Annotated in this window: 14 protein-coding genes; 6 read left to right on the top strand and 8 right to left on the bottom strand. The window is 61.0% G+C overall.

The window, feature by feature from the left end:
• Window positions 1–60 precede the first annotated feature (60 nt).
• From ISN39_RS17960 to ppa, 4 genes are all read left to right on the top strand, one after another.
• The gene (locus ISN39_RS17960; protein ID WP_194728389.1) at window positions 61–1638 is read left to right on the top strand and encodes an alkaline phosphatase D family protein; all 1578 of its coding nucleotides are present in this window, start codon (window positions 61–63) and stop codon (window positions 1636–1638) included.
• A 123-nt stretch (window positions 1639–1761) separates the two neighbouring features.
• Window positions 1762–3582 (top strand): translational GTPase TypA, encoded by a 1821-nt coding sequence (typA, locus tag ISN39_RS17955; RefSeq protein WP_022717387.1) that lies wholly within the window; start codon window positions 1762–1764, stop codon window positions 3580–3582.
• A gap of 199 nt (window positions 3583–3781) precedes the next feature.
• Window positions 3782–4288: a GNAT family N-acetyltransferase gene (locus ISN39_RS17950; RefSeq protein WP_074069934.1), complete on the top strand. Its 507-nt coding sequence runs from the start codon at window positions 3782–3784 to the stop codon at window positions 4286–4288.
• A gap of 178 nt (window positions 4289–4466) precedes the next feature.
• On the top strand, window positions 4467–5000 hold the full coding sequence (ppa, locus tag ISN39_RS17945) for an inorganic diphosphatase (RefSeq protein ID WP_194728388.1): 534 nt from the start codon (window positions 4467–4469) through the stop codon (window positions 4998–5000).
• A gap of 4 nt (window positions 5001–5004) precedes the next feature.
• Here ppa and ISN39_RS17940 read toward each other — a convergent pair whose 3' ends face one another.
• The 8 genes from ISN39_RS17940 to hemC all read right to left on the bottom strand — a co-directional run bounded on the left by ISN39_RS17940 (window position 5005) and on the right by hemC (window position 11644).
• Entirely contained in the window at window positions 5005–5319 is a 315-nt protein-coding gene (locus ISN39_RS17940; RefSeq protein ID WP_194728387.1) for a DUF167 domain-containing protein, read from the bottom strand.
• Window positions 5316–5606, bottom strand: a complete 291-nt coding sequence (locus ISN39_RS17935; RefSeq protein WP_028739981.1) for a YggT family protein — start codon at window positions 5604–5606, stop codon at window positions 5316–5318. Before ISN39_RS17935 ends, ISN39_RS17940 begins: the two co-directional genes overlap by 4 nt.
• A 189-nt stretch (window positions 5607–5795) precedes the next feature.
• Window positions 5796–6554: a glutamine amidotransferase gene (locus tag ISN39_RS17930; protein ID WP_074069930.1), complete on the bottom strand. Its 759-nt coding sequence runs from the start codon at window positions 6552–6554 to the stop codon at window positions 5796–5798.
• On the bottom strand, window positions 6544–7029 hold the full coding sequence (locus ISN39_RS17925) for a TerB family tellurite resistance protein (protein ID WP_074069929.1): 486 nt from the start codon (window positions 7027–7029) through the stop codon (window positions 6544–6546). The genes ISN39_RS17930 and ISN39_RS17925 overlap by 11 nt, the downstream gene beginning before the upstream one ends.
• 17 nt (window positions 7030–7046) lie before the next feature.
• A complete protein-coding gene (locus ISN39_RS17920) occupies window positions 7047–8657 on the bottom strand; it encodes a heme biosynthesis protein HemY (RefSeq protein WP_194728386.1) in 1611 nt (536 codons plus the stop codon).
• A 3-nt stretch (window positions 8658–8660) separates the two neighbouring features.
• Window positions 8661–9935 carry a mitofilin family membrane protein gene (locus ISN39_RS17915; protein WP_194728385.1) on the bottom strand — a complete coding sequence of 425 codons (1275 nt, stop codon included), beginning with the start codon at window positions 9933–9935 and terminating at the stop codon, window positions 8661–8663.
• A gap of 68 nt (window positions 9936–10003) precedes the next feature.
• Window positions 10004–10708 (bottom strand): uroporphyrinogen-III synthase, encoded by a 705-nt coding sequence (locus ISN39_RS17910; protein WP_194728384.1) that lies wholly within the window; start codon window positions 10706–10708, stop codon window positions 10004–10006.
• A gap of 6 nt (window positions 10709–10714) precedes the next feature.
• Entirely contained in the window at window positions 10715–11644 is a 930-nt protein-coding gene (gene hemC / locus ISN39_RS17905) for a hydroxymethylbilane synthase (RefSeq protein WP_194728383.1), read from the bottom strand.
• 72 nt (window positions 11645–11716) lie between these two features.
• Between hemC and tsaD the strand changes: the two genes are divergently transcribed.
• Both tsaD and ISN39_RS17895 read left to right on the top strand, forming a co-directional pair.
• The gene (tsaD, locus tag ISN39_RS17900; protein ID WP_194728382.1) at window positions 11717–12814 is read left to right on the top strand and encodes a tRNA (adenosine(37)-N6)-threonylcarbamoyltransferase complex transferase subunit TsaD; all 1098 of its coding nucleotides are present in this window, start codon (window positions 11717–11719) and stop codon (window positions 12812–12814) included.
• Window positions 12811–13794: an NAD(P)H-dependent glycerol-3-phosphate dehydrogenase gene (locus ISN39_RS17895; RefSeq protein WP_194728381.1), complete on the top strand. Its 984-nt coding sequence runs from the start codon at window positions 12811–12813 to the stop codon at window positions 13792–13794. The genes tsaD and ISN39_RS17895 overlap by 4 nt, the downstream gene beginning before the upstream one ends.
• Window positions 13795–13802: the final 8 nt, after the last annotated feature.

Genomic DNA, 13802 nt, shown 5'->3' with positions numbered 1-13802 from the left:
CTCTAGGCTTGTTGCGAGAGATTCGATCCCGCTCTCGAAGCAAGCCGAATGAGCCATGGCATGAAACTGACGGACACGACGCGCCGCCGCTTCCTTTCCTCGATCGGCGCAGTCGGCGGCTTTGCGGCAGCCAGCCTCGTGATGCCATATTACGCGCGAGGATCTTCGAGCCGCCCCATCTTCACGTCAGGCGTTCAATCCGGTGATGTAGACGCAACGTCGGGCATGATATGGACGCGTGTCGACCGGCCATCGCGGCTCTTCGTCGAATATTCGACGAGCGACAAATTCGCGAATGCCGTCAGGTTGGCCCCGATCGACGTCACACCGGAGACCGATCTTGCGGGTAAGCTGCTGCTGCGGGATCTGCCGCCGGACCATGACATCTTCTACAGGTTTGTGGCCGCCGACCTGCAGGACGTCAACAGCGTCTCCGAACGAATTCACGGCCAGTTCCGCACCGCGCCTTCCAACAGGCGGACGATCCGCTTCGCATGGTCAGGCGATACGGCGGGGCAGGGATGGGGGATCGACGACGAGGGTATGCGTACCTATCAGACCATCGCCTATCACCGCCCCGATTTCATGATCCATTCCGGCGATACGATCTATGCCGACAATCCAGTGCCGGACGAGATCCGGTTGCGTGACGGCGGACTCTGGAAGAACAGGATCGTGACCGAGGAGAAGCGCGACATCGCGCAAACGCTCGATCAGTTTCGCGGACAGTGGAAATACAATCTGCTCGACGAACATGTGAAGGAACTGAATGCAGTCTGTCCGGTCTTCTATCAATGGGACGACCACGAGGTTTTAAACAACTGGTCGCCTTCGACCGACCTTCGCGGTAATGATCGCTACAAGGAAAAGTCCGTTTTGACGCTGGCAACTCGGGCAAGCCGCGCCTTCCATGAGATGACGCCAATCCGCTACGTTGCCGCCGACCCAGGGCGCATCTACCGGAAAGTCTCATATGGTCCGCTGCTCGATATCTTCTTCGTCGATCTGCGATCCTATCGGGGGCCGAACGACCATGGCCTGGATCAGGTCCTGACAGCGAAGTCCCGCATCCTTGGCGAAGGGCAGGTCGCATGGCTGAAGCGCGAACTGGTGCGCTCGACGGCAACATGGAAGGTGATTGCCTGCGATATGCCGGTCGGACTCGTCATCTGGGATGATTATGGAAAGCGGGAAGGCAGCGAGTCCTTCTCTAACGGCGACAATGGAGCGCCGCTCGGGCGAGAGTTAGAATTTGCTGATCTGCTGCGCTTCATCCGCGACGCGGCGATTTCGAACATCGTCTGGCTGACGGCTGACGTCCACTACACTGCGGCGCATTATTACAATCCGGCCAAGGCGAAATTCCGGGAGTTCTTGCCGTTCTGGGAATTCGTCTCCGGGCCGTTGCATTCCGGGACCTACGGAGCGCAGGAGCTCGACATGACCTTCGGCCCAGACGTGCGGTTCATCAAGGCCGCGCCTGGCGGTGCGGACTCCAATCTGCCACCGTCTGCTGGCCTTCAGTTCTTCGGACTGGTCGAAATCGACGGGCAGACCGAGCAGATGACCGTGCGGCTGATGGACAGAAACGATACCGAACTCTGGCGGACGGTCATCGACCCCCAACATGTGACCTAGGCCCACATGGCCGCTATCGCCCCTCCCCCCTTTCGCAAACGCGAAAAACACTGTATGAGCCCGCCAAACGTAATTGGCGCTTTCCCTTGAACGTAGCGCCTCAGCCTCAGAGATTTGAAACATATGGCACTTCGCAACATCGCGATTATCGCTCACGTTGACCATGGCAAAACGACCCTGGTGGACGAGCTCCTGAAACAGTCCGGCTCGTTTCGTGAGAACCAGCGCGTTGCAGAACGCGTGATGGATTCGAACGACCTTGAAAAGGAGCGCGGCATCACCATTCTCGCCAAGGCGACCTCGGTCGAGTGGAAGGGTGTCCGCATCAACATCGTCGACACCCCGGGCCACGCCGATTTCGGCGGCGAAGTTGAGCGCATTCTCTCGATGGTGGACGGCGCGATCGTGCTGGTCGATGCTTCGGAAGGTCCGATGCCGCAGACGAAGTTCGTTGTCGGCAAGGCGCTGAAGGTCGGTCTTCGTCCCATCGTCGCGATCAACAAGATCGACCGTCCGGATGGCCGCCACGAGGAAGTGATCAACGAAGTCTTCGACCTGTTTGCAAACCTCGACGCGACCGACGAACAGCTCGACTTCCCGATCCTTTACGGTTCTGGCCGTGACGGCTGGATGAACGTCAACCCGGAAGGTCCGAAGGATCAGGGCCTCGCACCGCTTCTCGACCTCGTGCTCGAGCATGTTCCGGAGCCGACCGTTCACGAAGGTCCGTTCACGATGATCGGCACGATCCTCGAAGCCAACCCCTTCCTCGGCCGTATCATCACCGGCCGCATCAATTCCGGTTCGATCAAGCCGAACCAGCCGGTCAAGGTTCTGCATGCCGACGGCAAGACGATCGAGACCGGCCGCATCTCCAAGATCCTCGCTTTCCGCGGTATCGAGCGTCAGCCGATCGAAGAGGCGCATGCAGGCGATATCATCGCGATCGCCGGCCTCTCTAAGGGCACGGTTGCCGATACTTTCTGCGACCCGTCGATCACCGAGCCGCTGCAGGCCCAGCCGATCGATCCGCCGACGGTCACCATGTCCTTCATCGTCAACGATAGCCCCTATGCCGGCACAGAAGGCGACAAGGTCACCTCGCGCGTCATCCGTGACCGTCTGTTCAAGGAAGCTGAAGGCAACGTTGCGCTGAAGATCGAAGAATCCTCCGAAAAGGATTCGTTCTTCGTATCCGGCCGCGGCGAATTGCAGCTTGCGGTTCTGATCGAGACAATGCGCCGCGAAGGCTTCGAGCTGGCCGTTTCGCGTCCGCGCGTCGTCATGCACAAGGACGAAGCAACGGGCGAGATGCTCGAGCCGATCGAAGAAGTCGTCATCGACGTCGATGAAGAGCATTCGGGCGTCGTGGTGCAGAAGATGTCGGAGCGCAAGGCCGAAATGGTCGAGCTGCGTCCGTCGGGCGGCAACCGCGTCCGTCTTGTCTTCTTCGCACCGACCCGCGGCCTGATCGGCTACCAGTCAGAATTGCTCACCGATACGCGCGGCACGGCCGTGATGAACCGCCTCTTCCACGACTATCAGCCGTACAAGGGTGAGATCGGCGGCCGCGTCAACGGCGTGTTGCTTGCCAACGACTCCGGCGAAGCTGTGGCCTATGCTCTCTTCAATCTGGAAGACCGCGGTCCGATGATCATCGACGCCGGCGAAAAGGTCTATGCCGGCATGATCATCGGCATTCACAGCAGAGACAACGACCTCGAAGTGAACGTGCTGAAGGGCAAGAAGCTGACGAACATCCGCGCCGCCGGCAAGGACGAAGCCGTCAAGCTCACGCCGCCGATCCGCATGACGCTCGACCGCGCGCTGTCCTGGATCCAGGATGACGAGCTGGTCGAAGTGACGCCGAAGTCGATCCGTCTGCGCAAGATGTATCTCGACCCGAACGAGCGTAAGCGTTTCGAAAAGGCACGCTACGCCTAAGCGATTCTAATTGCTGACATTTCGAACCCCGGCCTGGTGCCGGGGTTTTTTGTTGTGCGGCGCGCTGATTCCGTCTTGTGACAATCGTTAAAAAAGCGTTAAATTTTGCTTATCGTCCACATGTTAAGTCTGTGGGCAAACGGCCGAAACGCATCATCGCGTATGGTTAATTGCCTGCTGGAAGACCAGAGTAAGCGTTATGAAGACGTTGTCGATCGATGTCCGGCGGGCAGAACCGCATGATGCCCAAGCCATTTCCGAGGTGCATCGCCTCGCCTGGCAGCACACTTATGCCGGGATCATTCCGCATCGCGCTCTGACGCAGATGATCGAACGCCGGGGAGAGAACTGGTGGCGCAAGGCGACGCGCGGCCCGGCAACCCTCCTCGTTCTCGATGTTGCCGGCACGGTCGCAGGTTATGCCACACTTGGCCTCAATCGGGCCCGAGCGCTGCCGCAGGAAGGCGAGATCTACGAGCTCTATCTTCGTCCGGAGTACCAGGGCATTGGTCTTGGGCGCATGCTGTTCGGCGAGGCTCGGCGACTCCTGAAATCACTCGGCTGCAAGGGACTGGTGGTCTGGTGCCTGGAGGAAAACGAAAATGCCAGCCAGTTCTATCGTGGCCATGGCGGCGTTGACTTCTGCGAAGGCATGGAAAGCTTCGACCACAGGCAGCTGAAGAAAATCGGCTTCATTTGGAACTGAAAAGCCCAGCCTGCGTCTTTTGAAACAGCGCTGCACCGCTTTGAAGCGCCTGCTGAAAATGGGCGCCCTGCTCCTCGATATTGCAGATGAATCTTGAACATCCCGAACACGCAATGTTGCGTTGCGGGATGAAACGGACTATTTGGCTGCGAACAATTCACCTCGTGGGAGTTTTCGTATGCGCATCGACGCCATTTCCATCGGCAAGAATCCTCCGGAAGATGTCAACGTCATCGTTGAAGTTCCGGTCGGCGGTCACCCCATCAAGTATGAAATGGACAAGGAAGCCGGCACGCTGGTCGTCGACCGCTTCCTCTACACGCCGATGACCTATCCGGGCAACTACGGCTTCGTGCCGCATACGCTTTCGGAAGACGGCGATCCGATCGATGTCCTAATCGCCAGCACGCGTCCGCTGGTTCCGGGCTGCGTCATCAATGTCCGCCCGATCGGTGTTTTGAAGATGGAAGACAATTCGGGCAAGGACGAGAAGATCATCGCCGTCCCGTCGCCGGCACTTACGCTGCGCTACGAGAAGGTGAGGGACTACACCGACCTTCCTGAGATTACCTTGAAGCAGATCGAACACTTCTTCGAGCACTACAAGGACCTGGAGCCCGGCAAGTGGGTGAAGATTTTCGGCTGGGGCGATTCGAAGGAAGCCGGGCAGCTGATCCTCGAAGCCGTTGAGCGCGCCAAGAAGGCGACGTAAGCCGCTATAGCTTCAGAAGCTTTTCGAGCCTTTCCATCAAGTCCTCCGGACCGCCATCGATCCGGAGGACTTTTTTGCGCGATGTATCGCCTGACATCAATTGTATCGAGGATTTCGGAATGCCGAGCGCTTTGGACAGAAGCGCAATCAGCGCCTGGTTGGCTTTTCCCTTCTCAGGAATCGCTGCGACACGGATCTTAATGTGGCACTCGCCTTCGGCATCGGCCTCGATACCATCGATCGCGTCGCGCCCGCCATTCGGGGTCAACCGAACGGCGAGGCGTATATGATTATCGAATATCTTCCAGGCGGAGTTCACGCCACCAGCGGGAAAATGGTGTTCCACATCAGGGAGCGCAGGAAGAAGATAATCAGCAGCAGAATGATCGGCGAAATGTCGATGCCGCCGAGATTCGGCAGCAGCCGGCGAATCGGCCGCAGCAGCGGCTCGGTGACATTATAGAGGAACATGCCGACCGAATTGACGAACTGGTTCGAGGAATTGATGACGTTGAAGGCGTAAAGCCAGGAGAAAATGGCACTCGCAATCAGCACCCAAGTATAAAGATTCAAAGCCAAATCAATGGTTTGAAAGAGGGCAATCATCTTGGTCTCCAGTTCGTTGCTGACAGACATGTATCCATTGGCGGCTAAACGGGCAAGTGCCGCGTGAAAACCCGCGGCGAATCATGCTTGGCGAACCCGCCCGTTCATGCGTCCGGCTTTTTCGCAGCAGATAACGAGCAGCGCAATGGGGAAGCAGCAGCGCTTGGTCTCAAGTGGATTGCTGCGCGCCTATGCAGACAGCGCAGCTATAGAGCCCGGCACGGCCTTTGCCGTCTTGCCTTCAAAGACGATATCGAGAAATTCGGTCAGCCACGCCTTGAGCGGTGCATCGAAGAGCATGCGGCCCTCCAGATGTTCCCGTCCCTGCTGCGCGTTCGGCAGAATGAAGCGGTGGGCGCCGTGGACGACCCAGCGATGCATCATCACGCGGGTGAGCTCTGCGTGGAATTGCAGTGCCCAGGCGTTGCCGTTGTAGCGAAAGGCCTGGTTGGGATAGGTATCGCCTTCCGCAAGCAAATGGGCGCCGTGCGGCAGATCGAAGCCCTCGCGATGGAAATGGTAGACCATCTTCGGCCAGTGCATCAGCAGCCGGCCCTTTTCGGTCGGGCGGAGGGGATACCAGCCGATTTCGGTCGAGCCGTCGGCATTCGACTGCACCTTGCCGCCAAGATGGCGCACCAGCATCTGCGCTCCAAGGCAGATGCCGAGGAACGGGCGGTTTTCCTTGAGTGGAATGTCCAGCCAGTTGATCTCGCTCTTTATGAATTCGTCTGGATCGTTTGCACTCATCGGTCCGCCGAAGACGACCGAACCGGCATGGTTCTCCAGCGTAGTGGGCAGCTTATCGCCCAGAACCGGGCGGCGGATGTCGAGGTTATAGCCCTTGTCGGCCAGGAGCTGGCCGACGCGGCCGGGGCTGGAGCGTTCCTGGTGCAGGATGATCAGTATGGGGCGCTTGTCACGTTTGATGGGACGGTCAATCGGCATCGTCTTGCACCACCACCGTATCGGTCACGCGTGCGGCTGCCTCCTGACGTTTCTGGATGCGCTCGCGGGAGGAAACACCCAAGAGATCGGCGATCCGCCAAATGACGTGGTCCTCCATCTCGCTGCGTTCGCCGTCGGCATAGACGATGTCCCAGAGAATGCCGATGAGTTCCAGACGCTGCTCGGTATCGAGATGGCGTTTCAGGTCGGAGGTGAAGCGGTAATAGTCGACGGCACTGCTCTCCGCTTCCTGGCCAGCCGCAATCACTGCCTCCAGCGGCTTTCCGTCAAGGCCGTATTGCTCCTTGAGCAGCTTGCGGAGCCGCTTCTTTTCGCTGTCCTTGATCTTACCATCTGCTTCCATCACTTGCATGCAGAGAGCGGCAACGGCAATGCGGGGATCGTCCGGACTAAAACCCTTCTTGGGGTTGTTTGCAGTGAGATTTTGGAAGAATGCCTGAAAACGTTCGAACATGCGGATTTCATTCCATTTCAGAAAAGGCGGAGTCGTGTCTTGGGTTCCGGTTCCGCCTTCATGTTGCGAACGCCAGGGTCGTCCGGCATTCCATAAAAGGGTTTCGGCTCTGGCTGTGCGGTAACCGGCTCTGGCTGTTTGGAGGCCGTCGCGGGCAAGCCAGGCTTCGGTGCGGCAGCAGGAGCCGGCCGAGCAGCCTCTGCAATCGTCGCGGCGCGCTCCAGTTCAATGATGCGGTGATCGTTGGCCGGGCTTTCTGGCCGTGACTCGCGAACGGGCGGCAAGGTCTTCAGCGCGGTATCGATCGAGACGGCGGAGCCGTCCTCGATCGGTCCTTCAAGCTGACCGAAGGGCGCCTTCCATTCGAAGGCGTCGAGACGGCCGGTGACGGGTGAGACGGGAAGCCATTTGTCGGAAACGAAGCCGTCGGCCACCCAGGCCGGATCGCGCGGCGCCTTCAGCGCCTGCGCCAGCCAGTGACGTACACGGCCTTGGTCGCCACTCTCGGCTTCCTCGATATCAGCAAGCAGCAGGAAGGCCGCTTCACGCGGCTGCATGCGCGCTGCCGCTTCGGCCTTGGCCCGGGCCTTGGCGAAATCCTGCGCATCGAGAGCCGCCTGTGCGACCACGAGCAGGGATTCGACGTTGTTGGGGCGCAGGGCTTCCAGCCGTTCGGCTCGCTTCAGGCGATCGACGGTGGAATCGCCGCTTCGGGCAAGCACATAGGTGCGGCCGATCTCGGGGTGTGGCCCTGCCTTCCAGGCCTGCTCGAGGATCGAGGCGGCCTTGCGCAGCTTGTCCTCACGGAAAAGCGCCTTGGCGGCAATGATCGCGGCCGGTTCGAAATCGGCAATGAGCTTCAGCGCATGCATCGCGTCGTCGCGCGCACCGGCCGGATCGCCTTCGAGCTTGTCACCGGCGCGAGCCGTCAGCAGAACACCGCGCAAGCGTTCCGCATCCTGCTTTTCGACGACACGCGCGGCCTTCTGTTGCTCAAGAAGCAGGATGGCGTCGTCCCAGCGGCCGGCCTGGCTGCGGTATTCGAGCGTCGCCTGTGCTGCCCAGGGCAGATAGGGCGCGTTGTCGGCTGCCTTTTCGGCATATTGGCGTGCGGCCTCGTTGGCGCCGAGGCGCTTGGCCTCGAGATAGAGCCCGCGAAGGCCGAGTTCACGCGTTTCCGGATCGTTGGCCATCGCTTCGAACTTGGCACGGGCTTCGTCATGCCGGCCCTCGATCAAGGCCGCCTGTGCTTCGAGCAGGTTGATCAGCGGCTCCTGATCAGCGCGGATGAGGCCGCGGGACCGGGCTGCCATCTTGCGGGCAAGCAGGGCATTGCCGGCGCCGGCGGCGATAAGGCCGGTCGAGAGGGACTGATAGCCGCGATCACGCTTGCGGGCGCGAAAATAGCGGGTCACGGAATGGGGCGACGTCCAGACCGTGCGGGCCAGCCACCAGGCGATCATGACAACAGCAATCAGTGCGATAAGGCCGCTTGCCGCGACGATCAGCTTTGCCTGATAAAGCCGGCCTTCCCACACCAGCGAGAGATCGCCGGGGCGATCGGCAAGCCAGGAGAAGCCGTAGCCGAGAACGACGACGAGGATGACGAAGACGACGAGGCGGATCATCGATCAACCCTCCTTGCCGGCGCCAGAAATGGCCTTGGAGAGCGCACCACCCACCAGTTCCTCGACGCGGATGCGGGCTTCCAATGATTGTTTGAAGGCGGCGGAAGCCTGCTTTGCGTTCGAGGGCAAGCCGTTCCATTCGTTGGCAGCGCCCGGCAGGTCGCCGTTCTTCACCTTGTCTTCCATACGCGCCGCAATGGCCTCGACACTTTCGCCCTCGATGTTGCCGACAGGGCGCACGGTGACGAGCGACTTGGCACTCGCCATCAGCCGGTCCGACCAGCTCTGGTTCGGATCCGCTTGGTTGACGGATTGAATGATGGCGGTCGCGACGTCGGGAACCTGGCGGATCAGTTCGGCGCGCGAGGGCACGCCGGTTTCGGCGAAATTACGGAGGTCGGCGACGGCGGGGTCGTCCGGCGAAACGCCGGCGAAAGTATCGAGCTCGGCCATGAAAGGTCCGCCGCGGTCGATCGCTGCCTTGAGGGCCGCAGCGGCGATCGCCTGCGCAACGGCTACATCCTGGCGTGGTTCGTTGAGCTTCTTCTCTGCTTCCTCCAGCCGCTTGATAATGTCGGCGCCGCTCGACGCCCGCTCTTCGGAGGTTTGAGAGAGAGATGTGCGCAACTGTTCCAGCTGAGTGGCCAAATCCGCGACCTTTTGGTTCAGCGCCTCGATCTCCGGGGTGTCTACTGGCCCCGTCGCGGCAGGCGTCTTTGCCGCCGTCTCTAGAGCAGCGACACGCTTGTCGAGCACATCGTCGCTGGTGTTCGGCGCTGCGGCGAGGTTCGCGATCGATTGCTTGAGGCCGTCGATTTCAGCCGAAAGGCTGGCCGTTTCATCCAGCGCGGTCTGAGGTGCGGAAGACGTCGGAAGGTAGCCGGCATATTGGATCACGCCAGCACCCAAAAGGGCAACGAGGCCGCCGAAAATACCGGCGGCGATCAGACCCGACGTCGTTGCGCCGCGTGGCTTTTGCCGGAGCGGCTCGGGGTCCGTTGCCATTTCCGGCTGACGGGGCTCCTCGGAGGTAGCGGCGTGCTCGGCCGTCTCCTCAGCCGATGGTTCTTTTTCCGGATCGACGGATGCCTCTGGGCCGGCTGTCACATTGTCTGCGTCGGGAGTGCCGGCGTCAGCGGCGTTTTCTTCGGATTTCTTCTCGGTATCGGCTGCTGCCGCAATTTCCTGCGCTTCCAAATCGATCGTGACCGGCTCGTCGGCGTTTTTCGAATGACGTGGCGGATTTCCCGATACCATGCGTACCTCATTTTCCTGCATTGCAACGAAACTAGTCAGTGATGCCAGTTATGGAAAGAGGTTAGATCAAATTTGGGCGCGTAAGGCCTTCAAAGAAGCGACAGAAGGCTTCCCTCATCCGGCAATGCTGCGATGCGAAGATTTCTGCCGAGTGAAGCCGGGACTGCCGCGGCAACGGATGTGCTGAGGCAAAGGATGATGGCCTGATTGAGCCAGGCGGGTTCCGATTGGACCTCGGCGAGACGGAAAAAACGCTCTGCGGTCTGGCGGGAATAAAGGAGTATGGCCTCCGGCGGCGGGGTCAATGCTTCTCGCAGGGCCACCGGATCAGGTTCTGCCGGATGCATCCGATAACACTCGACGACATCGACCTTCAGTCCCAGCGCGTGCGCGGTGCGCTCGAACGTCTCGGCGCGCGGCGAACCGGCGAGATAGGTGACAGATTCCCGCGTCTGCTCCGCGATCAACTCCGCCAGTCGCGCGCCATCGCCCGCCGAGGCTAAGACCGAAGCAAATCCCACCGCTTTGGCTTCGTTTGCGCTCGCTTCGCCAACAGCGAACACCGGCCGGCGGCGATAAGGCTTGACGTCTGTTCCTGACGACGAGAGCGCACGGACAGCTTCCGCGCTTGTGATGGCGATAGGACCGTGGGTCCTTGCCAGCGCATCCATAGCGGTCTTGCCATCATGCAGGGGCTGCGAAAGCGGCAGCAATACGGGCTCATGCCCCTTGTCGCGCAACCTTTTGGCGGTTCGCTCCCCCGAACGCAGCGGCCGGGTGACGAGCACACGCATCGGGCGTCAGCTCCAGTCGTCGAAGAAGCTGCTGCCAGCACGGGCGCGGATGTCTTGTCCGGCGCGCGTGCCGAGCGCTGCGGCATCGCGCCGATTGCCATCGATGGTGACCGAGTGCTGGTTGCGACCATCCGGCGTGATGATCAGGCCAAAGAACTTGATCCGATCGCCTTCGCAAATCGCATATCCGCCGATCGGCGTGCGGCAGGAGCCGTCGAGCGCCGCAAGGAAAGCGCGCTCACACGAGACGGCGTCGTGGGTCGCCGGGTCGTTGATGGCGGCCAGCAGATCATCGGTGCGCTGATCGCCAATACGGCTTTCGATGCAGATCGCGCCTTGCGCGGGAGCCGGCGGGAAGGTGTCGGGATCGAGGATGTCGGTAATCACGTCGACCTTGCCAAGACGCTTCAGGCCTGCGAGCGCCAACAGCGTCGCATCGACCTGGCCTTCATCCAGCTTGCGCAGGCGGGTTTCCACAGCGCCCCGGAAGGTTATCACTTTGATATCCGGCCGCATGCGGCGGATCAGAGCCTGTCGGCGCAGCGATGCCGACCCGACCGTTGCGCCATGCGGCAGCTCGATCAGTTTTGGCGCCGTGCGGCCGATTACCGCATCGCGGATGTCTTCGCGCGGCAGATAGGCCGAGAGATGAAGCCCTTCCGGCAACACCGTTGGCATGTCCTTTGCGGAATGGACGGCCAAATCGAGGTCGCCGCTTGCAAGCTTTTCTTCCAGTTCCTGGGTGAAAAGACCCTTGCCGCCGATCTCGGCAAGCGCACGGTCGGTAATGCGGTCACCTTTCGTGGTCAGCACAACGATCTCGAACATTTCCTCCGGCATTCCGTGCGCCGCCATCAGCCGATCGCGCGCTTCGTGAGCCTGAGCAAGGGCCAGCGGGCTGCCCCGCGTTCCGATCCGGAAAGGTTTTGTTTGCATCCGCTTCGATCCGTTGTTACCGGAAGTTCTCGTAACCGGGTTTTATACCCATCGCAATCAACGACAGGCTTCATGGCTCCCTTTCTACGCATCCTCGGCATCGAAACAAGCTGCGACGAGACGGCCGCGGCTGTGGTCGAGCGCGATGCGCACGGGCGTTCGAATGTGCTTTCCGACGTCGTCTTGAGCCAATTGGACGAGCATAGCGCCTATGGTGGCGTGGTGCCAGAGATAGCCGCGCGTGCCCATGTCGAGGCACTCGATACGCTGATTAACGAGGCGTTGCAGCGCGCCGATGTGTCGCTCTGCGAAGTCGATGCGATCGCTGTGACCTCCGGACCTGGATTGATCGGCGGGCTGCTCGTCGGACTGATGACCGGCAAGGCGATCGCCAAGGCCGCCGGCAAGCCGCTTTATGCCGTGAACCATCTCGAGGGCCATGCGCTGACGGCGCGGCTGACGGACGGGCTTTCCTTTCCCTATCTGATGCTGCTTGTGTCGGGTGGTCATACGCAGCTCATCCTCGTGCGCGGCATTGGCCAATACGAACGCTGGGGAACGACGATCGACGATGCGCTGGGCGAGGCGTTCGACAAGACGGCGAAGCTGCTCGGGCTGCCTTATCCCGGCGGACCCCAGGTGGAGGAGGCAGCGAAGACGGGTAACCCGGACCGCTTCGATTTCCCGCGGCCGCTCGTCGGTGAAACGCGGCTCGATTTTTCCTTTTCGGGCTTGAAGACGGCGGTCCGGCAGACCGCGACGGATATCGCGCCGCTGACGGAGCAGGATGTCGCCGATGTCTGCGCTTCATTTCAGAGGGCGATTTCGAGGACTCTGAAGGATCGCATCGGCCGTGGATTACAGCGGTTCAGGGCGGAGTTTGCGCATCTGGACGAGCAGCCGGCCCTGGTGGTCGCGGGCGGCGTCGCCGCCAACCTCGAAGTACGCGCCACGCTACAGGCGCTCTGTGATAAATACGCCTTCCGCTTCATCGCGCCGCCGCTGAGATTGTGCACCGACAATGCGGTGATGATTGCCTGGGCGGGGCTCGAGCGCATGGCGACGGGTGTTGCGCCGGATGATCTCGATGTGCAGCCGCGCTCGCGCTGGCCGTTGGATTCGAATGCGCAAGCGCTGATCAGCTACGGAAAGCGGGGAGCAAAGGCATGAGCGAACGGATTGCCGTCGTTGGCGCAGGCGCTTTCGGAACGGCGCTTGCCGCAGTCATTGCGCTCACCGGCCGCAGCCAGGTCGCTCTCGTCGGCCGCGACCCTGCGCTGATGGCCGACCTGAAAGCCGAACGGCTGCATGATGCGGTTCTTCCCGGCATTGAGCTGCCGGAAGCACTGGAATTCTCGGCAGAACCCGATTCGATCGACGATGCCGATATCGTGCTTTTCGCCATGCCGTCGCAGGCGCAGGCGGATGCGGCCCGGCAGTATGGCCCTTATCTCGCCAAGGACGCGATCGTCGTAACCTGTGCCAAGGGCATCGAGCGGGCGACCGGCAACTTGTTGACAGACATGCTGGAGCGCGAATTGCCGCAGCATCGCGTCGCGGTGCTTTCGGGGCCGGGTTTTGCATCCGACATCGCCAAAGGACTGCCGACCGCTATGGTAATTGCGGCATCGGACGTGGCCGTTGCCGAGCGGCTGGCGCAGGCGATTTCGGGCAGGACGTTCCGGCTCTATCCGTCGTCCGACCGTATCGGCGTGCAGCTTGGTGGTGCGCTGAAGAATGTATTGGCGATCGCCTGTGGTATCGTCGAAGGCTGCGGCATCGGCGATTCTGCGCGCGCGGCGCTGATCGCGCGCGGGCTGGCGGAAATGTCGCGCCTCGTCGTTGCCAAGGGCGGGCAGGCGGATACGGTGCGCGGGCTTTCCGGGCTGGGCGATCTTGTCCTGACGGCAACGAGCCATCAGTCGCGCAACCTGCGCTTCGGCATTGCGCTTGGCCGCGGCGAAAAGGCCGATCCTTTGCAAGGCGAATTGGTGGAAGGTGCCTTTGCCGCGGCCGTCGCCTCGCGGCTGGCGGAAGAGCTCGGCATCGCGATGCCGATCACCGACGCCGTCTCGGCGATCATCGAAGGTAAACTCAGCATCCCCGAGGCCATCGAACAATTGATGACACGTCCGATCACGACCGAATAGGAGACTGA

The sequence above is a fragment of the Rhizobium sp. 007 genome (genome assembly GCF_015353075.1).
Lineage (GTDB): Bacteria > Pseudomonadota > Alphaproteobacteria > Rhizobiales > Rhizobiaceae > Rhizobium.
The sequence above is the reverse complement of the archived record's forward strand: the minus strand, read 5'-3'. Positions and strand labels throughout refer to the sequence as shown.

Coding starts and splice junctions, on each gene's coding strand:
- ISN39_RS17960 (WP_194728389.1), top strand. CDS start 61: ATGAAACTGACGGACACGACGCGCCGCCGCTTCCTTTCCTCGATCGGC.
- typA (WP_022717387.1), top strand. CDS start 1,762: ATGGCACTTCGCAACATCGCGATTATCGCTCACGTTGACCATGGCAAA.
- ISN39_RS17950 (WP_074069934.1), top strand. CDS start 3,782: ATGAAGACGTTGTCGATCGATGTCCGGCGGGCAGAACCGCATGATGCC.
- ppa (WP_194728388.1), top strand. CDS start 4,467: ATGCGCATCGACGCCATTTCCATCGGCAAGAATCCTCCGGAAGATGTC.
- ISN39_RS17935 (WP_028739981.1), bottom strand. CDS start 5,606: ATGATTGCCCTCTTTCAAACCATTGATTTGGCTTTGAATCTTTATACT.
- ISN39_RS17930 (WP_074069930.1), bottom strand. CDS start 6,554: ATGCCGATTGACCGTCCCATCAAACGTGACAAGCGCCCCATACTGATC.
- ISN39_RS17925 (WP_074069929.1), bottom strand. CDS start 7,029: ATGTTCGAACGTTTTCAGGCATTCTTCCAAAATCTCACTGCAAACAAC.
- ISN39_RS17920 (WP_194728386.1), bottom strand. CDS start 8,657: ATGATCCGCCTCGTCGTCTTCGTCATCCTCGTCGTCGTTCTCGGCTAC.
- ISN39_RS17915 (WP_194728385.1), bottom strand. CDS start 9,935: ATGCAGGAAAATGAGGTACGCATGGTATCGGGAAATCCGCCACGTCAT.
- ISN39_RS17910 (WP_194728384.1), bottom strand. CDS start 10,708: ATGCGTGTGCTCGTCACCCGGCCGCTGCGTTCGGGGGAGCGAACCGCC.
- hemC (WP_194728383.1), bottom strand. CDS start 11,644: ATGCAAACAAAACCTTTCCGGATCGGAACGCGGGGCAGCCCGCTGGCC.
- tsaD (WP_194728382.1), top strand. CDS start 11,717: ATGGCTCCCTTTCTACGCATCCTCGGCATCGAAACAAGCTGCGACGAG.
- ISN39_RS17895 (WP_194728381.1), top strand. CDS start 12,811: ATGAGCGAACGGATTGCCGTCGTTGGCGCAGGCGCTTTCGGAACGGCG.